Here is a 21,053-nt window from a genome sequence, read left to right on the forward strand (position 1 = left end):
GCGAGATCACCGCTTCGTCATCGCGCGGAGCGATCGGCGAGCCGCTCCGTCCCTCGCGAAGCGTCCTCGAAGCGTCCTCGAAGCGTCGTAGGATGAAGGACTGGTCGGCCGGCGGCGGCGAGGTGCGTCCTCGTGCGATCGTCACGGTCGCATCCGCGGGAACGGATGCCCAGGTCGCCGCGCACCGCGCCAAGACCCGCACCCCGGCCTCGCTGCGGGCTATCGTATTCGCCGTATCAGGATCGTTCATGAGTCTCGCATCGGTCCGGGCCTTCTTCGCCGAGAGGTCGCCCGACATCGCGGTCGTGGAACTGGACACCCGGACCGCCACCGTCGCGGAAGCCGCGGTCGCCCACGGCGTGGACCCGGCGCAGATCGCCAAGACGCTTTCGCTCCGGGTCGGCGATCAGGTCGTCCTGGTGGTGACCCGCGGGGATGTCCGCCTCGACAACAGGAAGGCGAAGGCAGTGCTCGGCGGCAAGGTCCGGATGCTCGATCTCGACGCGGTCGAGGCGATCACGGGCCACCCGGTCGGCGGTGTCTGCCCGTTCGGGCTCGCCGCTCCGCTACGCATCTACTGCGACGTCTCGCTCAAGGCGTTCGACGCGGTGGTTCCGGCCGCGGGCAGCGCCTGCAGCGCCGTCCGCATCGCGCCGGAGCGCATGGCCGCGCTCACGGGCGCCACCTGGGTCGATGTCTGTCAGGCACCGGGCTGAGCGCTGCGCTCAGCGCCCGGTCCAATTGGGCGGGCGCTTACCGAGGAACGCCTCCATCCCCTCGCGGAAGTCCTGGCTCATGTAGCACATCAGGATGAGGTCATCGCCCGGATGCGACGCGCCCTCTTCCGGCGCCTCCTCCTCGGCGAGGCGCCGCAGCCCCTCCTTGGTGGCCTGCATGGTGAGCGGCGCGTGCCCGGCCAGGAGCTGCGCCAGCGCATCGACCCGCTCGGTAAGCGCGGCGCGATCTTCGACGACCTCGCCGATCAGCCCGATCGACAGGGCCTCCTCGGCTCCGACGAGCCGCGCGGTGAAGATGATGTCCTTGACCCGGGCCGGGCCTATGAGGTCGGACAGCCGCTTGAGGTTGCCCTGGCTCAGACAATTGCCCAGCGTCCGCGCGATCGGGAAACCGAAGCGTGCGTCGCGGGTGGCGACGCGCAGGTCGCAGGCGGCCGCGATGGCCGCGCCGCCGCCCGTGCAGGCGCCCGCGATCGCCGCGATGGTTGGCACCCGGAGTCGCTCCAGGGAGCCCAGCACCCGGTCCATGAAGCGCTCGTAGCCCAGCGCGTCCTCGGCGGTGTTGAAGCTGCGGAACTGGGCGATGTCGGTTCCGGCCGCGAAGGCCTTGTCGCCGGCACCCGTGATGATCAGCGCCTTCACGGCCGGGTCGTCGGTGATCGCTTCGCAGCAGGTGATCAGGCCCTGATACATCGCGAAGGTCATCGCGTTGCGGGCCTGGGGCCGGTTGAGGACGATCCGGGCGATGCCGGCTTCGTCCGTCGTGAACAGCAGCTCGTCTGTCGCGGGCGCGGCTTGCATGGCACGGTCTCCGTTCGGCGGGGTCAGGCGACGGTCTCGCGGACCACACCCCGTGCGATCAGGCCGTCGATCTCGGCGGCCGCGTAACCGGCCTCCGCGAGGATCGCCCGGGAATGCTCGCCGAGCAACGGGGCAGGCCCGTGCACGCGACCGGGCGTGGCGGAGAATTTCACAGGCAGCCCCAGCGTCTTCATCCGGCCGACGCGGGGATGATCGACCTCGACCACCATCTCGCGGGCCAGCGTCTGCGGATCCCGGTGCATGGCGTTGACGTCGAGCACCGGGCCGGCCGGCACACCGCCGGCCTCCAGGCGCGCCAGCCACTCCGCCGAACCGTGGGCGCGGAAGACCGGGGCGAGGGTCGCGGCGAGTTCGTGCCGGTTGGCCATCCGGTCCCGGTTCAGCGCGAACCGGGGATCCTCACCGAGCGCCTCGGCGCCGATCGCCTTCAGGAGCCGCAGCCAGTTGGTCTGGTTGGCCGCCCCGATGGTGATCCAGCCATCGGCGGTCTCGACCGCCTCGTAGGGCGCGTTGAGCGGGTGGGCCGAGCCCATCGGCCCGGGCGCGATCCCGGTCGCCATGGCGATGGCCGACTGCCAGTAGGTGTGGGTGATCCCCGCCTCGAACAGCGAGGTGTCGACGGCCTGGCCCTGTCCCGTCCGGAGCCGGTTCGCGTAGGCCGCCAGGATGCCCATGGCCGCCAGGATGCCGGCGGTGATGTCGGTCACGGGCGGTCCGCACTTCATCGGCGGCCGGCCGGGCCCCTCCCCGGTCACCGACATGAGCCCGCTCATGCCCTGCGCGACGAGATCGAAACCGGCGCGATCAGCGTAGGGCCCGGTGCGGCCGAAGCCCGACAGCGAGCAGTACACGAGTTCCGGGAACTCCTGGCGCAGGGTCTCGTAGCCGATCCCGAGGCGCTCCATTGTGCCGCCCCGGTAATTCTCGATCAGCGCATCGGCCCCGCCGAGCAGGCGCCGCAGCACGGCCACGCCGTCCGGATCCTTCAGGTCGAGACTGATCCCGCGCTTGCCGCGGTTCATCATCATGTAAGCGGCGCTCTCACCCTCCAGGGCGGGCGGAACCGTACGACGGGTGTCGTCGCCGTCCATCTTCTCAACCTTGATGACCTCCGCGCCCATGTCGGCGAGCATCAGCCCGCAGACCGGGCCGGCCATGATGTGGGCGAGTTCGATCACCCGCATCCCCGCGAGCGGACCGGACCGCTTCGTCGCCCCCGCCATGGCGCCTACTCCCCGGCCGGGACGGTGGCTGCGGGACCGACCGGCGGCGTGACGGGATCCACGAACTCCCGCTCGGGATGCATCGTGAAGGCGAGCCCGGCCCCGAGCAGGCACAGGCCGATGGAACCGACGAACGGCAGCGTCCAGCTCCCCGTCAGGTCGACGATGACGCCGAAGACGATCGGCGAGACGATCGCCGCGAGGGCCGAGCCGGTGTTCATCAGGCCGCTGGCGGTGCCGGCATATTTCGGCGCGATGTCCATGGGCACGGACCAGATCGGCCCGATCACCAGCTCGGCGAAGAAGAAGCCGGAGGACAGGAGCAGCGCCACCAGGGTCAGGTCGCGGGTCATGAACACGCCCGCGAGGCTGGCTGCCGCGCCCAGGAAGCCGACGACGATCACCGACAGGCGGGCGAGCTTCACGTTGCCGGTCCGGTGCAGGATGGAGTCGCTCATCAAGCCGCCAACCGTGTCGCCCACCACGCCGGCGAAGAAGACGCCGGAGGCGAACAGGGCCGAGTTCTTCAGATCGAGGCTGTAGTTCTCCTTGAAGAAGCTGGGCAGCCACCCGAGGAACAGCCACAGCGTCCAGCCGTAGCAGAAGTAGGTGATGCTCACCGGCAGCATCCGCTTGGTCAGGGCGCCCCACGGCACGCTCTGCTTCGCGCCGACCTTGCGGGGCTCCGGCAGCGTCTCGAGTTCGGCGCGGGTGATCGCCGGATGGTCGGACGGGTCGTCACGGAAGTAGAGCCACCAGGCCACCACCCAGAAGAAGCTGACGGCGCCGAGGATCACGAAGCTGGTGCGCCAGCCGAAATGATAGATCAGGAAGGCGACGATCGGCGGCGCCACCGCGTTGCCCAGCCGCGCGAAGGCGTGGGTGATCCCCTGTGCGAAGCCGCGCCGACCGGGCGCCGTCCAGTTCTGCATGGCCCGGGTGGCCGTCGGGAAAGTCGCGCCCTCGCCGAAGCCCAGGAGCACGCGGGCCATGAACAGGCTCACGAGGCCGCCGACCATGCCGGTCAGGATCGTGGCCGTCGCCCAGATCACGCCGCAGGCGAGCAGCGTCCGCCGCGCGCCGAACTTGTCGCCGACGGAGCCGCCGATCACCTGGAAGATCGCGTAAGGGTACGCGAAGGCCGACAGGATCAGGCCGAAATCGGTCTTCGACATGCCGAACTCGCGCATGATCTCCGCGCCGGCCGTCGCAATGTTCACCCGGTCCAGGTAGGTGATGAAGTACATCACGCAGAGCAGGCCGAGCACGCCGTTCGTGGCGCTGAAGCGCTTCGACATCGACCGTTCCTCCCAGGGTGGGCACCGCGCAGGGTCGCCCGGCGCCTCGACCACGCGGTCGGGCGCTCTCTCGTAATGCATTATTCAAACGCGTCGCGAGGCAGAAGGCAACCGTTGAACTGACCGCGACGCGCGAATTGGTCGGGCACCGCAACGGGAAACGGGGACCGCGAGGGTCCCCGTTCCAGGTGCTCCTCTAGCGGCGGGACGCGATCCGCTCAGGCTGTGGCGGGGCGAAGCTGGCCCTGCTCCGCCTCGGCCGCGGTGCCGAGCGCCTTGCCGCGCGGACCGACCCAGCTTCCGACCCACTTGCGCTGCCACAGCGCCAGGCAGCCGAGCACGATCGCCGCGAAGGCCGCGTAGCCGATGAAGCCGTACGAGAACGATCCGGTATATTGCTTGGACAGGCCCATGACGTTCGGCAGGATCGCGCCGCCGAGGGCACCGACCTCGCCGATCATCGAGCCGGCCACCGCCGTGTTGTTGGGCCAGCGCAGGGGGACGAGCTGGAACAGCGCGCCGTTGCCCGCCCCGAGAGCCGCGAAGCACAGCATGAACAGGAGCGTCGTGAGGGCGAGGGACGGGGTCGCGGTCAGCGACAGGAACGTGGCGATCGCCGCGAGCAGCACGACCGACAGGACCGCGATGCCGCCCATCCGGTCGGCGAAGTAGCCGCCGACGATCCGGATGCCCGACCCCATGAAGGCCGCCAGCATGGTCAGGCGCCCGGCTTCGACCTTCGTCACGGCGAACTGCTCGTAGAAGAAGGTCGGAAGGAAGTTGGAGAGGCCGACGAAGCCGCCGAAGGTGATGACGTAGATCAGCGAGAAGGCCCAGCCGTCCTTCGTGAACAGGCAGGAGACGTGCTCCTTGAACGACTGGTGCTCGGCATCCGGCGGTTCCTTCGCCAGGACGATCATGACGACGAGCGGCAGCAGCATCACGACGCCCGCGAAGGCGTAGGTGGTCTGCCAGCCGTAGGCCTGGGCCAGCGGCGGAGCGAACAGCACCGCCAGCACGGTACCGGAATTCCCGGCCCCCGCGATGCCCATGGCCAGCCCCTTGTGCTCGGGCGGATACCAGCCCGAGCCGAGCGACAGCGCCACGCCGAAGGACGCGCCGGCGATGCCGAGCAGCACGCCCATGGCGAGCACGTCGTTGTACGAGGAGACGAACAGGTAGCCGTAGGCCATCGCCAGCATGATCACGCCCATCTCAGTGATCGCGGCGTTCTTGCGGCCGATATACTGGGCCAAAATTCCGAGCGGGAAGCGCATCAGCGCGCCGGCCAGGATCGGCAGCGAGATCATGAAGCCGGTCTGGGCCGGCGTGAGCTTGTAGGTCTCGGTGATGAACGGACCCATGGCCCCGTTCAGGACCCAGATGGCGAAGCAGAAATCGAAGTAGAGGAACGCCGCGAACAGCGTCGGGGGGTGACCCGACTTCATCACTGTCTTGAAGCTGGCCATAGCTGGTGCTCGTCTTGAGTGGGCGAACCGTCACGCGGTCGCTCATGCCGGGGAACCGGACTCACACCGTCCGCTGTTGGAGCGTCGTTGCTCCCGGCCGCATCAGGCGCGGCCCCTCCGTCATTGCAGCAAGCGTGCCAAGCTTCCGGTCTGCGGAGCCGGCACCGCGGCGACGCGGCGTCTGGCCGGCGCCGGATCAGCCGGTGCCCGCAATCCGGGCAGGCGTTGCCGAGCAAACGGGCGGCGCACCGCGCAGCGGGCCTCAGACCATTGAGGCGCAGCAGCAACACCCATGGGGAGAAAGCGATCGAGAGTCCCGGCGAACGCCCCGATAGTCCCTCCTGCAACTTGGCGGCGATGCGCGATATTTGCTAAGCCGCGGATTGAGCTGCCCCACGACTTCGTGCGTGCCGGCTCGATCGCGCGCCGTCGCAGAAGCCGGTGTCGCCATCCAGGGAAATCCGTACGATGTCCGTTCCAATCCGCCGCCTTCTCCTGGCCGGCTTCGCCGTTCTCGCCCTCGCCTCGACCGCCGAGGCCCAGGGCCGTGGACCGGTCGGAGAATCCGGGATCGACGGGTTCGGCGACGACGGACAGCTCTACCGGGATCAGAACGGCGCGTATTACGTCCGGCGCGGCGATCGTTACCTGCCCTACACGGGGCGCACCGACTTCGTCCGCCCGACCCCGGGCGCGCCCCCGGCCGCCCCCCCGCCGGCCGCGGGTCTGGACGCTCCCCTGTCGGAGCCGGCCCGTCCAGGCGTGGCACCGGGCGCCCAGGGATTGTCACCGCTTGAGGCCGCCAAGGCCAAGGCGGTGCTTCGCGCACCCGACAACGAGCCGATCGACTACGCCAAGGCCTATGGGCCGATCGCCGACGACGTGTTCCCGGTCCAGGCCTTCAATTATAAGAAGATGAACCCCGCCTACCTCCGGCAGGAGATCGCTTACCGCGGGCCCTACGAGCCGGGCACGATCATCGTCGACCCGCGGGCGCACCAGCTGACGCTGGTCGAGGAGAACGGCCGGGCCCGGCGCTACGGTGTCGGCGTGGGCAAGCAGGGCTTCTCGTGGTCCGGCAGCGCCACGGTCAATTCCAAGCAGGCCTGGCCGGACTGGTACCCCCCCAAGGAGATGATCGCGCGCAGCCCGAAGCTCGCCGGCGAGGTCGACAAGCTTCAGAGCGGCCTGGGCGTCGCGGGCGGCCTGCGCAATCCGCTCGGGGCACGGGCCATGTACCTCTGGCAGGGCAACAAGGACACGCTGTTCCGCATTCATGGCACGCTCGAGCCGTTCTCCATCGGCAAGAGCGTTTCCTCCGGCTGCATCCGGATGATCAACCAGGACGCCATCGACCTGTTCAGCCGCGTCAACGTCGGCAGCAAGGTCGTCGTCCTGAACTGAGGCCGCGCGGCAGCGGCCGCGCGACGCTTCAGCTGAGCCCGCGCCGGTGCTCCCCGAGGATCCGCCGGACGGTACCGGCTTCCGACCGGTAAACCAGCGTTTCCGTCTGGATCCGGTCGGGCCGGAACCGCACGCCCCGCAGGAGCGCCCCGTCGGTGACGCCGGTGGCGGCCACGATCACGTCGCCGCTGACCAGATCGGTGAGGTCGTACTTCCGGTCGAGATCGGCGATGCCCATCTCCGCCGCGCGGCGACGGCGCTCGGACGTGTCGAGGATCAGGCGCCCCTGCATCTGGCCGCCGATGCACCGCATGGCGGCCGCCGCCAGCACGCCCTCGGGGGCGGCACCCGTCCCGAGATACAGGTCGATGCCGGTATCCTCGGGGCTCGCGGTGAAAATGATGCCGGCGATGTCGCCGTCCGAGATCAGGCGGACCGCCGCGCCCGCCGCCCGCACCTCCGCGACCAGGGCGGCATGCCGCGGCCGGTCGAGGATCAGCGCGGTGATCTGCTGCGGGTCGACACCCTTGGCACGGGCGAGCGCCGCGATGTTCTCGGTGGGGCTGGCGTCGAGATCGACGAGGCCCGCGGGATAGCCCGGACCGATGGCGATCTTCTGCATGTAGACGTCCGGGGCAGCGAGCAGCGAGCCGCGCTCGGCCATCGCCATCACCGCGATCGCGCCCGGCATGTCCTTGGCGCAGAGCGTCGTGCCCTCCAGCGGATCGACCGCGATGTCGACCTCGGGCCCGTCGCCCCGACCCAACGTCTCCCCGATGAACAACATCGGCGCCTGATCGCGCTCGCCCTCCCCGATCACGACGGTCCCGCGGATCGGCAGCAGGTTGAGTTCGTCCCGCATCGCGTCGACGGCCGCCTGATCCGCGGCCTTCTCGTCGCCTTTGCCGCGCAGGCGTGCGGCCGCGATGGCGGCGCGCTCGGTCACGCGGGCGAGTTCGAGGGCGAGCGTGCGCGGCACGCCGCGTTGCGCGGACCTGGGGGCGTCAGCCATCGTTTCCTGCCTCTGTCCGGGCCCGATCTTGAAGTCGGATCCCGGTTTGAACGCCGCCGGGCGTCGGGCGTTCAGTCTAAGGCCCGCTTACCGTGGTCGAATAACATGCATCAACCTGCGAATAGCACTCACAGGTTGTTTTACTCCCGCTCGATCCGGATGACCTGCGGGGGCTCGGCCAGCAGCCCGTCGTCGCCGATGGCGTCGAGCGCAGCCCGGATGTTGCCCTCGGTCGCCGCGTAGGTGATCAGCACGAGAGGCACGGGCCGCCCGGACCGCCCGCGTGGATCGGTGTCGGCACTCTCGGTCCGACGCTGCAGGATGCTCTCCAGGGAGATCTCCCGCTCGGCCATGCGCTGGGCGACACCGGCCGCGACACCGGGACGATCGTGGACAGTCAGGCGGATGTAGTAGCCGCCTTCGTGGCGCTGCATCTCGACCCGCTCGCTGGCGCTCATCGCCGAGGCCGGGATTCCGAAGGTGGCGCGCACGATGCCGCGGGCGACGTCGGCGATGTCGGCCAGAACCGCGGAGGCCGTGGCCTCGCCGCCGGCGCCGGGCCCGATGAGGGTCAATTCGCCGACCGCGTCGGCATCGATGGTCACGGCGTTGGTCACGCCCATGACCTGCGCGATCGCGGAGGATTTCGGCACCATCGTCGGGTGAACGCGCTGCTCGATCCCGGCCTCGGCCGCCTGCGCCACGCCGAGCAGTTTGATCCGGTAGCCGAGCTCGTCCGCCATACGCAGATCCAGGGGCTGAACCCGAGAGATTCCCTCCACCGACACGCCGTCGGCATCGACGGCCGTGCCGAAGGCGAGGCTCGTCAGGAGCGCGAGCTTGTGCGCGGTATCGAAGCCCTCGACATCGAAGGTCGGGTCCGCCTCGGCGTAGCCCAGCGCCTGTGCGTCCTTGAGGCAGGCCTCGAAGGTGAGGCCCTCGCGCTCCATGCGGCTGAGGATGTAATTGCAGGTGCCGTTCAGGATCCCGTAGATGCGCAAGATCGTGTTGCCGGGCAGCCCCTCCCGCAGGGTCTTGATCACCGGGATGCCGCCGGCCACCGCCGCCTCGAAGGCGAGGGCCACGCCGTTCTCCTCGGCGAGCGCGGCCAGGGCCGCGCCGTGACGCGCCAGAAGGGCCTTGTTGGCGGTGACCACCGGCTTGCCGACTCCGAGCGCGGCCTCGACGACCGCCTTGGCCGGGCCCTCCGCGCCGCCGATCAGCTCGACGACGCAGTCGACGTCGCCGGATCGCGCCAGCGCCACGGGATCGTCGAACCACGCCACGTCGGTGAGATCCAGGCCGCGGTCGCGGCTGCGGTCGCGCGAGGAGACCGCGGCGACGCGGATGTCGAGGCCGGCCGCAGCGAGCGCCGCACGGCGGCGCTCGACCATCCGGACCACGGACGCACCGACGGTGCCGAGCCCGGCGATCCCGAGGCGAAAGCTCACTGTCATCACCCTTTCCGTGCCCGGGCAGCCGCGATGGACCGGGCGCCCGATGCGGCGCACTTCTGCAAGAATTCCGCACGGGCCGCAAGGAAACCGCCGGGCGCCCGGGACCGGCTCATCCGGCGGCCTCGCGATGACGGATGGCGGTCGCCACCAGCGCGTAGAGGACGGCCGCGTTCATGAGGTGCCAGAGCGCGTGCGTGCCCGTCGGCCACGCGGCACAGACTGCCTGATCGGCGGTGCGGGCAACCAGCGAGACCAGGAACAGTACGCCGATGCCGGCGAGCCGCCACCCGGTGTTGAGGATGCGCGCCTCGGGCCGGCCTAGCACGGCCGCGGCCATGCCGAACAGCGCGAGCAGGGCCGGCAGGTAATCGATCGAGCCGTTCGTCAGGCTCGAAACGTCGGCACCGGCCAGCCCGTCGAGCATCGGTGTCAGCGCGAAGCCGAACAGGACGAAACCGGCGGTTGCCGCGGCGACGCGCGTCGGACTGAGCCTCAGGAATCGACGCAGCGCCAGCGTCAGGTAGGCGTAGATGAAGAGCGCGATCGGGATCACGTCGGCGAGCAGCGCCGCGTAGATCGCCAGCGTGTGGAACAGGAACGAGCCGAGGCCGACCACGGCGATCAGGCCCGCGAGGGCGAGACAGGCGCGGTCCGGCGGCTCGGCCCTGAAGGCGCGCCGCGCCGAGGCGGCCGCCGCGAGCAGGAAGGCGCCGTTCGAGAGGGCGTTGGCCGGTTCGGCCCAGAAGCCCGGGTCGTTCCGCTCGCAATAGGCCTTGATCGGCTCGAACCGATCCATCCCGCGACCCTAGTATTCCGATCTTGCGCCGGGATGGCCTTGTCAGGGCGCGGCGAAGCGCGGATGACGGCGCGGCGGCGACCGGAAGCGAGGCGATGCGGATCACCACCTGGAACGTCAATTCGATCAAGCAGCGGCTGCCGCATCTCCTCGCCTTCCTGGAGGAGGCGCGGCCCGACGTGGTCTGCCTGCAGGAGTTGAAGTGCCAAGACGAAGCCTTCCCGCGCGCCGAGGTTGAAGCCGCCGGCTACGCGGTCGAGACGCTGGGTCAGAAGGCCTATAACGGCGTCGCGCTCCTGGTCCGGAAGCCCCTCGAGATCGCGCCGGATTCCCTCCGGCGCGGCCTGCCCGGCGACGCGTCCGACGAGCAGGCCCGCTACATCGAGGTGCTGGTGACCGGCACGGAGACGCGGCCGGTGCGGGTCGCGTCGATCTACCTGCCCAACGGCAACCCGGTGGACAGTCCGAAATATCCGTACAAGCTCGCCTTCCTGGAGCGTCTCCGGCTTCACGCCCGGGCGATCATGGCGGACGAGATCGCGGTGGTCCTGGCGGGCGACTACAACGTCATCCCCGAGCCCGCCGACGCAGCCGATCCCGAGGCTTGGCGCGGCGACGCCCTCTTCCTTCCCCAGAGCCGGGCCGCGTTCCGGGTCCTTCTAGCCGAGGGCTACACCGACGCCCTGCGCGCCTGCGATCCGCGCGACGGGCTCTACACGTTCTGGGACTATCAGGCCGGCTGCTGGCAGCGGAATGCCGGCATCCGCATCGACCACCTGCTGCTGTCGCCCCAGGCGGCCGACCGGCTGATCTCGGCCTCGGTGCAGAAGCACCTGCGCGGTCTCGACAAGCCCTCCGACCACGTGCCGGTGACGGTCGAACTCTCCGCCGGCTGAGTCCTGCCCTAGATTGCCGGGACGGGCCGGCGCAAGGTCGCGGCCGTGCCCTTCAATCCTGGGAGTTCCGCTTGATCGTCTATGGTACCGGCTATTCGCCCTACGTCCGCAAGGTTCTGGTCTCGCTCACCGAGAAGGGCGTCGCCTACGAGCACCGGCCGGTGATGTTTCACGCGCCGGATCCCGACTTCCAGGCGGCGAGCCCCCTGGGCAAGATCCCGGCCGTCGAGGTCGACGGGTTCAGGCTCGCGGATTCGTCGGCCATCCTCTGGTACCTCGAGCGCAGGCACCCGACGCCGGCCCTGGTGCCGACCGATCCGCAGGCCCTCGGCCGCGCGGTCTGGTTCGACAAGTTCGGCGATACCGAATTGTTCGGGAAGCTGATCGTGCCGTTCGTCGAGCGGGTGCTGAAGCCCAACATGATGGGTCAGCCCACCGACGAGGCCGCCGTCACCAAGGCCCTCGACAAGGACCTGCCGCCGCTGTTCGACTACCTGGAACGGCAGATCTCGGGCCCGTACCTCGTGGGCGACGCGTTCAGCATCGCCGACATCTCGATCGCCACCGGCTTCTACAATTTCCACGTGGCCGACGCGCAGGTCGACGCGGGCCGCTGGCCCAAGCTCGCCGGCTACGTCGCCGAAACCCTGGCACGCCCGTCCTTCCAGGCCGCGCAGGCCGCCAAGAAGGGCTGAGGATCGCGGATCAGGCGGCGGTCAGCGCCGCCGCTTGATCGAACCCACGGTCTGCAGCTGCGTCTGCGCCTCGGCGCGGTCGTCGTCGTTGGCGGCCGCCCAGTTCTTGTCGTAGAGCCCGACGATCCAATCGTCCTTGCGGCTCTCCGCGCCCTCGCGGGCCAGCGACAGCCACATCAGGCCCTTCACGCGCTGGATGGGGATCCCGCCGAGGCCGTTGACCAGCATGTCGCCGAGCAGCGCCTGCGCGGGGTGATGCCCCTTCTCGGCCGCAAGGTTGAACCAGCGCGCCGCCTGCCGCGGATCGGACTCGACGCCGGTGCCGTCGAGGTAGAGCCGGGCCAGATTGTACTGCGCGTTGGGGTCGCCGTAATACGACGCCGCGTAGTTGAACATGTCGTAGGCGCGCTCGGGGTTAGGGCGCACGTAGCTGCCCTTGATCCCCTCCAGGAAGTAGGTGCCGAGCGCCGTGAAGGCGCTGCCGAGGACCGCGGAATTCTGCGGATCGGGGCCGTCATCGGTGCTGGCGTCGGCGATCCGGGAGAAGAACTCGAACGCCTTCAGGTCGTCGTGGGGCACGCCGTCGCCCTCGGCGTACATCCGGCCGAGCTTCCACAGCGCCAGGGCATGACCCTGGCCCGCGGCGTATTCCAGCGCCCGTGCGGCGCCCTGCTTGTCGCCGGCATTGTACTCGCGCACGCCCGCCCGGAGCGCGTCCTTGGCCGACCGGTAGCCCTTGTCGGCCACGGGCACCTGAGCCGGGACCTGGACCGGCGTGCGGATGCTGGCATCGAGGGCCCGGGGCGCGGCCGTCGGCACGACGAGCAGGGCCAATGCCCAGGCCCCGGCGGCGATCCTGCCCGCGCGCCTGAGTCGGATCCGACCGGGATCGACCCCGGCCGGCGCCTGACGCCGGCTGAGGTCAGTCCTAGACGTCCGCATAGCTCTGCGTCTCCTTGGCCCCTCCCGGATGGGTGACGGCGCCGTACAAGGCCGGCCCGACGCCCTGCGCGTATTTCCAGAGATAGCCGGAGGTCGCGGCGTTGGTCCGCGGCGTCCAGGCTTTCCGACGTTCGGCGAGTTCCTCGTCCGAGAGAGCGACGTCGAGCGTGCCCTGGATCGCATCGAGGGTGATCATGTCGCCGTCGCGGATCAGGCCGATCGGACCGCCGACGGCAGCCTCCGGCCCGACATGGCCCACGCAGAACCCGCGGGTGGCGCCGGAGAAGCGCCCGTCCGTGATCAGCGCGACCTTGTCGCCCATGCCCTGACCGTAGAGGGCCGCAGTGGTGGACAGCATCTCGCGCATCCCCGGACCGCCGCGCGGCCCCTCGTAGCGGATGACCAGAACCTCGCCTTCCTTGTAGGTGCGCGCCTGCACGGCCTCGAAACAGGCCTCCTCGCCGTCGAACACGCGGGCCGGGCCGGTGAAGACCTGCTTCTCGGCGGCCATGCCGGCGACCTTCACGATCGCGCCCTCGGGCGCGAGGTTGCCCTTCAGGCCGACGACGCCCCCGGTCGCCGTGATCGGCTTGTTGGCGGGGTAGACGACGTCCTGGTCGGGATTCCAGGTCACGCGGTCCATGTTCTCCGCGATGGTGCGGCCGGTGACCGTCAGGCAGTCGCCGTGCATGAAGCCGTGATCGAGCAGCGTCTTCATCAGCAGTGGGATGCCGCCGACCTCGAACATGTCCTTCGCGACGTAGCGGCCACCGGGCTTCAGGTCGGCGATGTAGGGCGTGCGCCGGAAGATCTCGGCGACGTCGAACAGCGTGAACTCGATGCCGCACTCGTGGGCGATGGCCGGCAGGTGCAGGGCCGCGTTGGTCGAGCCGCCGGAGGCGGCGACCACGGTGGCGGCGTTCTCCAGCGCCTTGCGGGTGACGATGTCGCGCGGGCGGATCTGCTTGGCGAGCAGCTCCATCACCTTCTCGCCGGCGGTGGCGCAGAACTTGTCGCGGATCTCGTAGGGCGCCGGGGCACCGGCCGAGTAGGGCAGCGCGAGGCCGATGGCCTCGGAGACGGTCGCCATGGTGTTGGCGGTGAATTGCGCGCCGCAGGCGCCGGCCGACGGGCAGGCGACCTGCTCCAGCTCGTCCAAATCCTCCAGGCTCATGTCGCCGACCGCGACCTTGCCGACCGCCTCGAACAAATCCTGCACGGTCACGGGCTTGCCGCGGAACGAGCCCGGCAGGATCGAGCCGCCGTAGATGAAGATCGACGGCACATTGAGCCGGACCATCGCCATCATCATGCCCGGCAGCGACTTGTCGCATCCGGCGAGGCCCACCAGGGCGTCGTAGGCGTGGCCGCGCATGGTCAGCTCGACCGAATCCGCGATGACTTCGCGGGACGGCAGCGAGGCGCGCATGCCGCCATGGCCCATGGCGATGCCGTCGGTCACCGTGATGGTGCAGAACTCGCGCGGCGTGCCGTTGGCGGCGGCGACCCCCTTCTTCACCGCCTGTGCCTGGCGCATCAGCGAGATGTTGCAGGGCGCGGCCTCGTTCCAGCAGGAGGCGACGCCGACGAGCGGCTGGTGGATCTGCTCACGGGTCAGGCCCATGGCGTAGAGGTAGGAGCGGTGCGGGGCGCGGTCGGGCCCCTCCGTGACGTGGCGGCTCGGCAGCTTCGACTTGTCGTTCAAACGCGTCACCATGACTTCAGACCAAGCCTTCGCACAGCCAATCCCGAAGGTGCGCAGGACCGTGGCGCCTCGCCGTTCGCGATGCGCCGGATGGGTCGTCCGCCTGCTCGGGAAGTCCTCTTTTCCGAACGGTAAAGCGTTGTCGAAATTGCCGTTTACCGCGGATCTTGAGGTGGGCCCGGACTATGGCGGGATCGCGGCGTTTACGGGCAGGTCTCGGGGCGGAGCCGGGATCGTTTTACGGTGTTGCGACCCCGCCACAGCCACGCTTGGGGCCATTTCGCGAGATCAGAAATGGCCAAGGTCAATCACGCTGGGACAGACCGCATGGTGGCCGCGGCACGGCGTTCGCGTTCGGCCGGAGCCGGTGCCGGGCGTCCATGGCGGCCGGTCCGGGATCGTGCCGCCCCGATCAGTGCGCGGGTCCGCAGCCTGAGGCAAATGTCGGGACGGGGCTCGCGCCGGAGCATGTCCGGGCCGGCTCCAGCGACGCCGGCCCCGCTCCGAACTCAGTCCGACGTTCCGTCCGCGTCGGGAAGCGGGCGCGCAGGTCCCCGGGCCGCCAGGGCGCGGTCGCTCTCGTCCTTGAGTGTCACGCCGGTGAGACCGAGGGAGAGCGCGCGCGCCAGCAGCCAAGCGAGCTTAAATGCCGCGAGATCGGGCGCGAGGCCGGCGCTCCGCACGTTCGAGATGCAGTTGCGCTCGGCGTCCGAGCGACCCGGCCGTGGGCCGACGGTGAGGTAGATGCCCAGGCTGTCGGGTGACGACAGGCCGGGTCGCTCGCCGATCAGGACGGCGACGGCGCGCACGCCGAGCGCCTGTCCGATATCGTCCCCGAGGGCCACCCGCGCCTGCCGGGCGATGACGACGGGCGCCAGCGTCCACCCCGCCTTCCCGGCATGGGTCCCGATTGCCGCCAGGACCGGCGCGGCGTTCTCGTGCACCGCCCGGGCCGACAGACCGTCCGCGACCACTACGGCGAGATCGGCGCCGTCGGCCTCACCCTGGAGCGCGACACGATCCTCCGCCGCGAGCCGGCGTCCGAGATCGGGCCTGCGCAGGTAGGTCGCCCGGTCGGGCGCCTGCGAGGCGACCGTCAGCGTGGGGAAACCGAGATCCGCGATCCTGCCCGCGAGGGCCGCGGCCTCGAGCGGCGCGTGCACGGCGTCGCGGGCCTGGGCGTGATCGAGGCCGAAGCGCAGCACCGCGCGGGTGGGCAGCCCGCTGCCCGCGCGGCCGAGCCCGATCCGGGCCGGTGTCAGTCCGGCGAGACGTGCCCAGATCGCGCGGTTGTCGCCCACGCCGTCTGTCATGCGGCGAGACCGGGCGCCGAGGACAGGAGGGGCGTCTCCGCGCCCTGGATCAGGGCTCCCGCGCCGTCCGTGAGCCCGAGCCCGTGCAGCCACGCCTCGAATTCCGGGGCGCGCCTGAGGCCGAGCACCTCGCGCAGGTAGAGCGAATCGTGGAACGACGTGGATTGATAGTTCAGCATCACGTCATCGGCCCCCGGTACGCCCATGATGTAGGTGCAGCCGGCCGCGCCGAGCAGCGTCAGCAGGGTGTCCATGTCGTCCTGATCGGCCTCGGCGTGATTGGTGTAGCAGACATCGACGCCCAGGGGGACGCCCATCAGCTTGCCGCAGAAATGGTCTTCCAGTCCGGCCCGGATGATCTCCTTGCCGTCATAGAGGTATTCGGGGCCGATGAAGCCCACGACCGTGTTCACCAGCAGCGGTCGGAAGGGGCGGGCCACCGCGTAGGCCCGTGCCTCCAGGGTCTGCTGGTCGATGCCGTGATGCGCATCCGCCGACAGCGCCGAGCCCTGGCCGGTCTCGAAGTACATGCAGTTGTCGCCAATCGTGCCGCGCTTGAGCGCCGATGCCGCCGCATGGGCTTCCTTCAACATCGAGAGTGTTACCCCGAAACTGGCATTGGCCTTCTCGGTGCCGGCGATCGACTGGAAGACGAGATCCACCGGCAGGCCCCGCTCCATGGCGGCGAGCGTGGTCGTGACGTGGGTGAGCACGCAGGCCTGCGTGGGGATCGCGTGGCGCTGGATCACCGCGTCGAGGAGTTGCAGGAGGTCGCCGATCGCCTGGACGGAATCCGATGCCGGGTTGATGCCGATGACCGCGTCGCCGCAGCCATACGCGAGCCCGTCGAGGATCGCCGCCGTGATGCCTTGCGCATCGTCGGTCGGGTGGTTCGGCTGCAGCCGCACGGCCAGGGTGCCCGGCAAGCCGATCGTGTTGCGGAAGCGGGTCACCACCCGGCACTTCCGCGCCACCGAGATCAGGTCCTGATTGCGCATGATCTTGGAGACCGCGGCGGCGATCTCGGGGGTGATGCCGGGTGCGATCCGCGCCAGCGTCTCGGGCGCGGCGGTAAGCAGGAACTCGCGGAAATCGCCGACCGTCAGGTGGCTGATCTCCGCGAAGGCGGCTGCGTCGTGGATGTCCAGGATGAGGCGGGTGACGTCGTCGGCCTCGTAGGGGATCAGGGGCCGCGCCAGGATCTCGGCGAGGGGCACCTCGGCGAGGCACCAGCGGGCCGCCGCGTTCTCCTCCGCGGATCCGGCCGCGATGCCGGCGAGCCGGTCGCCGGACCGGACCGGCGTCGCCTTCGCCATCAGCGTGGCGAGGTCGGCGAAGGCGTGGGTACGTGGGCCGACGACGTGACGGTAGGCCATGCGGACTCCCCGGGGACAGGATCACCCGATCACAGGATAGGGCGATCCGATGCGGATGTCCGCTCAGGCCGCCCCCGCATGCGGCGCCGGGATCTCCGTGGAGATCGCGTCCACCGTGCGGGGCATCGGGCTGCCCTGCCCGTCCGCCCGCTGGATCCGCACCTGCTGGTTGACCGGCTGCATGTTGCCGAACGGCGTCGAGAAGGCGATCTCGGCGGCATCGCGCCCGACGCCGATGCGCACCAGACCGTCGAGGTCGGCCTGCCGGGTGGCGTCGAACAGCCACCAGCGGCCGTCGAGATAGGCCTCGAAGACCGCGTGGAAGTCGCTGGGCACGAGGCCGTGGGCGTAGCAGCTCACGAACCGGGCCGGGATGCCGAGCGCCCGGCAGAAGGCGGCGCCGATATGCGCGAAGTCGCGGCAGACGCCCGCCCGCTTGAGCAGGGATTCGTCCGCCGTCGTCTCACCGTCGCTGGTCCCGGGCTGATAGGCGATATGGTCGTGGATCCAGTTGCAGATCTGGTTCACCCGGGCGTAGCCCTTGGGCAGCGCCCCGAACTCCGCCAGCGCGAACGGCGTGAGCCGGTCCGAGGAGACGAACCGGCTCGGCAGGAGGAACGGCAGGATATCGAGGGGCAGTTGCCCGATCGGCGTCTCGTTGATGGTTTCGGGGTCGGCGCGGTGGACCGTGAGATTGACCTCGGCATTGTACTCCAGCGCGAACTGGCCGGTCGGCACATTGACCGCGAGATAGCGGTTCTGAAGGTCGGGCGTCGTGTACAGGTCGCGCTTCAGGTTCGGTGTCAGGACCAAGCTCTCGCTCAGGATCTCGACGCTCTTCAGCTTCGCCACCTCCAGATTGAAGATGAAGGTGGTGTCCGACAGGATGTTGTAGGACAGGCTGCAACCCAGGATGTAGCGCATCGGATCTCCTTGCCGGACGACGGCTTCGCCATCGTCCAAGCAAGGGATGCGCCCGATCGTCGGTTCCGGCTCAGGCCGCTCGCGGCAGCATCAGCACCGTCAGCGAGCGGACGCCCTGGGCGCCGTGGATCAGCACGCCCTCGATGTCGGCGGTGGCGGACGGGCCGGTATGCAGCACGGCGTAGGCGGAGCGACCGAATTCCGGACGCCGGTAGGCCGCCTGCACGTTCGGCAGTATGTCGGCCGGGTCGAGCAACACAACGAGGTGCTGCGCGAGATAGGCCACCGCGTTCACGATCAGCTGATCTTCCGTGAACAGGACCGAGCCCGTCTCGGCGATGCCGAACACCGCCCGGACCACCGCCACATCGACGTCCTCGACCTCCTGTGGAGAGCGCACCGCCCGGAGGTCGCGATTGCCGGCGAGTTCCGGGACCGCGGACGCGATGACCGTCGCCGCATCGAGCCGCTCGCGCACGCCCGCGAAGACGTCATCGGTGCCGGGCTCGGCCACCCGGCCACCCATGCGCTTCAGCCGGTCGCCGAACTCGACCACGAGGTCGTCGCCGACCAGCGGGGCGAACAGCGGCACCTCCGGGAGGGGGAAGTCGCCCGCCGGGCGGTTCCGGCGGATGTCGGCCAGGATCGCGTCGCGGGCGCTCATCGGGCCGTGTCCTTCATCCGGTTCTGCTTGTACCACGCGTGGAAGGTCTGGCGCGGCGCGTCCGGCATCTCGCGCTTCTTCCCCCAGGTGTTCAGCGGATTGTAGACCGCGAAGCGCGGCAGAACCTTGAGGGCGGAGTCCGCGGCGCCAATCGCCGCCCGGTAGGCCGCCGGCCGGGACAGCACCGCGCCCGCGGCCTTCATCATGCCCTGCTTGAGGGCGGGGATCTGGTGCTCCTCCACCAGCACCTTGCGCCACGCGAAGATCTGCTCGTGAATGTTGATCTTCACCGGGCAGACGTTGGTGCAGGAGCCGTTCATCGTCGAGGAGAACGGCAGCGTTGAATATTTCCGCTTGTTGAAGGTCGGGTCGATGATCAGGCCGATCGGCCCGGAATAGGTCGCCCCGTACGAGAGGCCGCCGGAGCGCCGGTAGACCGGGCACGTGTTCATGCAGGCGCCGCAGCGGATGCACTTCAGGGAGGTCCAGAACTCCTCCATGCCGAGCCGCTCCGAGCGGCCGTTATCGACCAGCACCATGTGCATCTCGGTCCCCGCGCGGGGACCGCGGAAATGCGATGTGTACTGCGTGATCGGCGAACCCAGCGCCGAGCGCGACAGCAGGCGGATGAAGACGCCGAGATGCTCGACCTTCGGGATGATCTTCTCGATGCCGATCGAGTGGATCTGCAGCGGCGGCACGTTGCCGGAGAGGTCGGCGTTGCCCTCGTTGGTGCAGGTGACGACCGAACCGGTCTCCGCGATGGCGAAGTTGCACCCGGTCATGCCGGCATCGGCCTTCAGGATGTAGGGCCGCGTCGTCTCGCGCTGGCTCTCGGCGAGGTAGTGGGCGTCGTCGTTGTCCGGATCGGTGCCCAACGTCTTGGCGAAGACCTCGGCCACGTCCATCCGGGTCTTGTGGACCGCCGGAGCCACGACGTGGCTCGGCTCCTCGTTGTCGAGCTGCTGGATGCGCTCGCCGAGATCGGTCTCGATGACCTCGATGCCGTTGGCCGCCATGTGGTGGCGGAAGCCGCACTCCTCTGTGAGCATCGACTTGGACTTGACCAGGGTCCTGGCGCCGCGGCTGCGCAGGATTTCCAGGACGATGCGGTTGTGGTCGGCGCCGTCCCGGGCCCAGTGGACCTGGACGCCGTTCGCCTTCGCGGCCGCCTCGAACTGCTCGAGATAGCGGTCGAGATGGCTGAGCGTGTGGGTCTTGATCTGCGACGCGAGGTCCCGCAGCGCCTCCCATTCGGGGATGCCGTGCGCGGAGACGTCGCGCTTCTTGCGCAGATCCCAGAGGCGCTCGTCGTGGGCGGCCTGATGCAGCGGCGCGGCGAGGAAGCGCTCGGCCGCCTCGGCCTGATCGATCGGCCGGTCGCCGCGGATCTTGGCGCCCCGCGGTTGGGGCTCGCGGACCTTCGGCGCGCGGATCGGCTTCGAGGCGGCCTCGGCGTGCTGGAGGCGGCCGCCGTCCTGCGAACGCTCGCTCTCGTCGTCGCGGGCCCGCACTTCCGGGTGGATGACGCCCTCGCGCTCGCGCGGGTTCAGATCCTCGACGCTCATGCGGCGGCTCCGTTCAGCACCTGCGCGATGTGGATGTACTTGAGCGGCAAGCCCAGGCGCTCGGCGCAACCCTTCTGGTGCATCAGGCACGAGGAATCCGCCGACACGACGTACTGGGCACCGGCCCGGTTCTGATCGGCCACCTTGTCGTAGCCCATCTTGGCCGAGACCGCCGGCTCGAACACCGAGAAGGTGCCGCCGAAGCCGCAGCACTCGTCCGGCCGGGCGAGATCGACCAGCTCGACGCCGTTCACGAGGCGCAGCAGGTCGAGCGGCTTGGAGAAGTACGGCTTCACCAGCTCCGACGGGCGCGCATGGTGGATGCCGCGCAGGGCATTGCAGTTGCCGTGATAGGCGACCTTATGGGGGAAGTTCGCCCAGGGCAGCGCCTCGACCTTCAGCACGTCGTGCAGGAACTCCACCAGCTCGTAGGTGCTGGCGCGGACATGCCGCACCGCCTCGGTCTGCGGGATCGCGGTCAGGTGCTCGCGCACCTGATGCACGCAGGATCCCGAGGGCGCGACCACGTAGTCGAACCCGGAGAAGTTCTTGACGAACAGCGCCTCCGTGGCCGCCGCCTCGGCGTGGCAGCCGGTATTGGTCATCGGCTGCCCGCAGCAGGTCTGGTCGAAAGGATACTCCACCGTGCAGCCGAGCCGCTCCAGCAGCTCGAGGGTGGCGATCCCGACCTCGGGTTCGAAGGCATCGACGTAGCACGGCACGAACAGGCCGACCCGCATGGTCCGGCATCT

At 69.6% G+C, this 21,053-nt stretch carries 19 protein-coding genes; 4 read left to right on the forward strand and 15 right to left on the reverse strand.

What is annotated here, in order from left to right; all coding sequences use genetic code 11:
- Positions 1-248 precede the first annotated feature (248 nt).
- Complete coding sequence (locus MKK82_RS02875; RefSeq protein WP_238289167.1) at positions 249-716, forward strand: YbaK/EbsC family protein; 468 nt, start codon at positions 249-251, stop codon at positions 714-716.
- Positions 717-725: 9 nt separating this feature from the next.
- Here the strand turns inward: MKK82_RS02875 and MKK82_RS02880 are convergent, their stop codons facing one another.
- From MKK82_RS02880 to MKK82_RS02895, 4 genes are all read right to left on the reverse strand, one after another.
- Complete coding sequence (locus MKK82_RS02880; protein ID WP_238289164.1) at positions 726-1,538, reverse strand: enoyl-CoA hydratase/isomerase family protein; 813 nt, start codon at positions 1,536-1,538, stop codon at positions 726-728.
- 23 nt (positions 1,539-1,561) lie between these two features.
- Positions 1,562-2,782, reverse strand: a complete 1,221-nt coding sequence (locus tag MKK82_RS02885; protein WP_238289163.1) for a CaiB/BaiF CoA transferase family protein — start codon at positions 2,780-2,782, stop codon at positions 1,562-1,564.
- Positions 2,783-2,787: 5 nt separating this feature from the next.
- A complete protein-coding gene (locus tag MKK82_RS02890; RefSeq protein ID WP_238289161.1) occupies positions 2,788-4,080 on the reverse strand; it encodes an MFS transporter in 1,293 nt (430 codons plus the stop codon).
- A 218-nt stretch (positions 4,081-4,298) separates the two neighbouring features.
- Positions 4,299-5,549, reverse strand: coding sequence for a nitrate/nitrite transporter (locus MKK82_RS02895; RefSeq protein ID WP_238289159.1), 1,251 nt, complete (start codon positions 5,547-5,549; stop codon positions 4,299-4,301).
- 468 nt (positions 5,550-6,017) lie between these two features.
- Between MKK82_RS02895 and MKK82_RS02900 the strand changes: the two genes are divergently transcribed.
- A complete protein-coding gene (locus MKK82_RS02900) occupies positions 6,018-6,953 on the forward strand; it encodes a L,D-transpeptidase (RefSeq protein WP_243984613.1) in 936 nt (311 codons plus the stop codon).
- A 28-nt stretch (positions 6,954-6,981) separates the two neighbouring features.
- On the opposite strand, the gene glpX is transcribed toward MKK82_RS02900, so the two are convergent.
- The 3 genes from glpX to MKK82_RS02915 all read right to left on the reverse strand — a co-directional run bounded on the left by glpX (position 6,982) and on the right by MKK82_RS02915 (position 10,218).
- Positions 6,982-7,965, reverse strand: a complete 984-nt coding sequence (gene glpX, locus MKK82_RS02905; protein WP_238289155.1) for a class II fructose-bisphosphatase — start codon at positions 7,963-7,965, stop codon at positions 6,982-6,984.
- A gap of 140 nt (positions 7,966-8,105) precedes the next feature.
- The gene (locus MKK82_RS02910; protein WP_238289154.1) at positions 8,106-9,422 is read right to left on the reverse strand and encodes a homoserine dehydrogenase; all 1,317 of its coding nucleotides are present in this window, start codon (positions 9,420-9,422) and stop codon (positions 8,106-8,108) included.
- A 109-nt stretch (positions 9,423-9,531) separates the two neighbouring features.
- Positions 9,532-10,218, reverse strand: coding sequence for a ceramidase domain-containing protein (locus MKK82_RS02915; protein ID WP_243984615.1), 687 nt, complete (start codon positions 10,216-10,218; stop codon positions 9,532-9,534).
- A gap of 95 nt (positions 10,219-10,313) precedes the next feature.
- On the opposite strand from MKK82_RS02915, the gene xth reads away from it, so the two are divergent.
- Both xth and MKK82_RS02925 read left to right on the forward strand, forming a co-directional pair.
- Positions 10,314-11,114, forward strand: a complete 801-nt coding sequence (gene xth, locus MKK82_RS02920) for an exodeoxyribonuclease III (RefSeq protein ID WP_238289150.1) — start codon at positions 10,314-10,316, stop codon at positions 11,112-11,114.
- A 71-nt stretch (positions 11,115-11,185) separates the two neighbouring features.
- Positions 11,186-11,809 (forward strand): glutathione S-transferase family protein, encoded by a 624-nt coding sequence (locus tag MKK82_RS02925; protein WP_238289148.1) that lies wholly within the window; start codon positions 11,186-11,188, stop codon positions 11,807-11,809.
- 21 nt (positions 11,810-11,830) lie between these two features.
- Here the strand turns inward: MKK82_RS02925 and MKK82_RS02930 are convergent, their stop codons facing one another.
- The 8 genes from MKK82_RS02930 to MKK82_RS02965 form a co-directional block, all read right to left on the reverse strand.
- Positions 11,831-12,751, reverse strand: coding sequence for a tetratricopeptide repeat protein (locus tag MKK82_RS02930; RefSeq protein ID WP_243984617.1), 921 nt, complete (start codon positions 12,749-12,751; stop codon positions 11,831-11,833).
- Positions 12,738-14,468 carry a dihydroxy-acid dehydratase gene (gene ilvD, locus MKK82_RS02935; protein ID WP_238289144.1) on the reverse strand — a complete coding sequence of 577 codons (1,731 nt, stop codon included), beginning with the start codon at positions 14,466-14,468 and terminating at the stop codon, positions 12,738-12,740. Before ilvD ends, MKK82_RS02930 begins: the two co-directional genes overlap by 14 nt.
- Positions 14,469-14,965: 497 nt before the next feature.
- Positions 14,966-15,769: an ethanolamine ammonia-lyase subunit EutC gene (gene eutC / locus MKK82_RS02940; protein ID WP_243984618.1), complete on the reverse strand. Its 804-nt coding sequence runs from the start codon at positions 15,767-15,769 to the stop codon at positions 14,966-14,968.
- On the reverse strand, positions 15,766-17,145 hold the full coding sequence (locus MKK82_RS02945) for an ethanolamine ammonia-lyase subunit EutB (RefSeq protein WP_243984620.1): 1,380 nt from the start codon (positions 17,143-17,145) through the stop codon (positions 15,766-15,768). The genes eutC and MKK82_RS02945 overlap by 4 nt, the downstream gene beginning before the upstream one ends.
- A gap of 63 nt (positions 17,146-17,208) precedes the next feature.
- The gene (locus MKK82_RS02950; protein WP_238289139.1) at positions 17,209-18,069 is read right to left on the reverse strand and encodes a transglutaminase-like domain-containing protein; all 861 of its coding nucleotides are present in this window, start codon (positions 18,067-18,069) and stop codon (positions 17,209-17,211) included.
- A gap of 70 nt (positions 18,070-18,139) precedes the next feature.
- Positions 18,140-18,733, reverse strand: a complete 594-nt coding sequence (locus MKK82_RS02955) for a lactate utilization protein C (RefSeq protein WP_238289137.1) — start codon at positions 18,731-18,733, stop codon at positions 18,140-18,142.
- Positions 18,730-20,301: a lactate utilization protein B gene (locus MKK82_RS02960; protein WP_238289134.1), complete on the reverse strand. Its 1,572-nt coding sequence runs from the start codon at positions 20,299-20,301 to the stop codon at positions 18,730-18,732. Before MKK82_RS02960 ends, MKK82_RS02955 begins: the two co-directional genes overlap by 4 nt.
- Positions 20,298-21,041 carry a (Fe-S)-binding protein gene (locus tag MKK82_RS02965; RefSeq protein ID WP_238289132.1) on the reverse strand — a complete coding sequence of 248 codons (744 nt, stop codon included), beginning with the start codon at positions 21,039-21,041 and terminating at the stop codon, positions 20,298-20,300. Before MKK82_RS02965 ends, MKK82_RS02960 begins: the two co-directional genes overlap by 4 nt.
- Positions 21,042-21,053 lie beyond the last annotated feature (12 nt).

Origin of the sequence: Methylobacterium sp. E-046 (assembly GCF_022829625.1) — a bacterium.
GTDB classification, from domain to species: Bacteria; Pseudomonadota; Alphaproteobacteria; order Rhizobiales; family Beijerinckiaceae; genus Methylobacterium; species Methylobacterium longum.

What these genes read in the sequence shown, in the direction of transcription:
- MKK82_RS02930 (WP_243984617.1), bottom strand. Translation starts at nt 12,751, where the DNA reads ATGCGGACGTCTAGGACTGACCTCAGCCGGCGTCAGGCGCCGGCCGGG.
- MKK82_RS02965 (WP_238289132.1), bottom strand. Translation starts at nt 21,041, where the DNA reads ATGCGGGTCGGCCTGTTCGTGCCGTGCTACGTCGATGCCTTCGAACCC.
- MKK82_RS02945 (WP_243984620.1), bottom strand. Translation starts at nt 17,145, where the DNA reads ATGGCCTACCGTCACGTCGTCGGCCCACGTACCCACGCCTTCGCCGAC.
- eutC (WP_243984618.1), bottom strand. Translation starts at nt 15,769, where the DNA reads ATGACAGACGGCGTGGGCGACAACCGCGCGATCTGGGCACGTCTCGCC.
- MKK82_RS02950 (WP_238289139.1), bottom strand. Translation starts at nt 18,069, where the DNA reads ATGCGCTACATCCTGGGTTGCAGCCTGTCCTACAACATCCTGTCGGAC.
- MKK82_RS02880 (WP_238289164.1), bottom strand. Translation starts at nt 1,538, where the DNA reads ATGCAAGCCGCGCCCGCGACAGACGAGCTGCTGTTCACGACGGACGAA.
- MKK82_RS02910 (WP_238289154.1), bottom strand. Translation starts at nt 9,422, where the DNA reads ATGACAGTGAGCTTTCGCCTCGGGATCGCCGGGCTCGGCACCGTCGGT.
- MKK82_RS02885 (WP_238289163.1), bottom strand. Translation starts at nt 2,782, where the DNA reads ATGGCGGGGGCGACGAAGCGGTCCGGTCCGCTCGCGGGGATGCGGGTG.
- glpX (WP_238289155.1), bottom strand. Translation starts at nt 7,965, where the DNA reads ATGGCTGACGCCCCCAGGTCCGCGCAACGCGGCGTGCCGCGCACGCTC.
- MKK82_RS02960 (WP_238289134.1), bottom strand. Translation starts at nt 20,301, where the DNA reads ATGAGCGTCGAGGATCTGAACCCGCGCGAGCGCGAGGGCGTCATCCAC.
- xth (WP_238289150.1), top strand. Translation starts at nt 10,314, where the DNA reads ATGCGGATCACCACCTGGAACGTCAATTCGATCAAGCAGCGGCTGCCG.
- MKK82_RS02915 (WP_243984615.1), bottom strand. Translation starts at nt 10,218, where the DNA reads ATGGATCGGTTCGAGCCGATCAAGGCCTATTGCGAGCGGAACGACCCG.
- ilvD (WP_238289144.1), bottom strand. Translation starts at nt 14,468, where the DNA reads ATGGTGACGCGTTTGAACGACAAGTCGAAGCTGCCGAGCCGCCACGTC.
- MKK82_RS02955 (WP_238289137.1), bottom strand. Translation starts at nt 18,733, where the DNA reads ATGAGCGCCCGCGACGCGATCCTGGCCGACATCCGCCGGAACCGCCCG.
- MKK82_RS02900 (WP_243984613.1), top strand. Translation starts at nt 6,018, where the DNA reads ATGTCCGTTCCAATCCGCCGCCTTCTCCTGGCCGGCTTCGCCGTTCTC.
- MKK82_RS02875 (WP_238289167.1), top strand. Translation starts at nt 249, where the DNA reads ATGAGTCTCGCATCGGTCCGGGCCTTCTTCGCCGAGAGGTCGCCCGAC.
- MKK82_RS02895 (WP_238289159.1), bottom strand. Translation starts at nt 5,549, where the DNA reads ATGGCCAGCTTCAAGACAGTGATGAAGTCGGGTCACCCCCCGACGCTG.
- MKK82_RS02890 (WP_238289161.1), bottom strand. Translation starts at nt 4,080, where the DNA reads ATGTCGAAGCGCTTCAGCGCCACGAACGGCGTGCTCGGCCTGCTCTGC.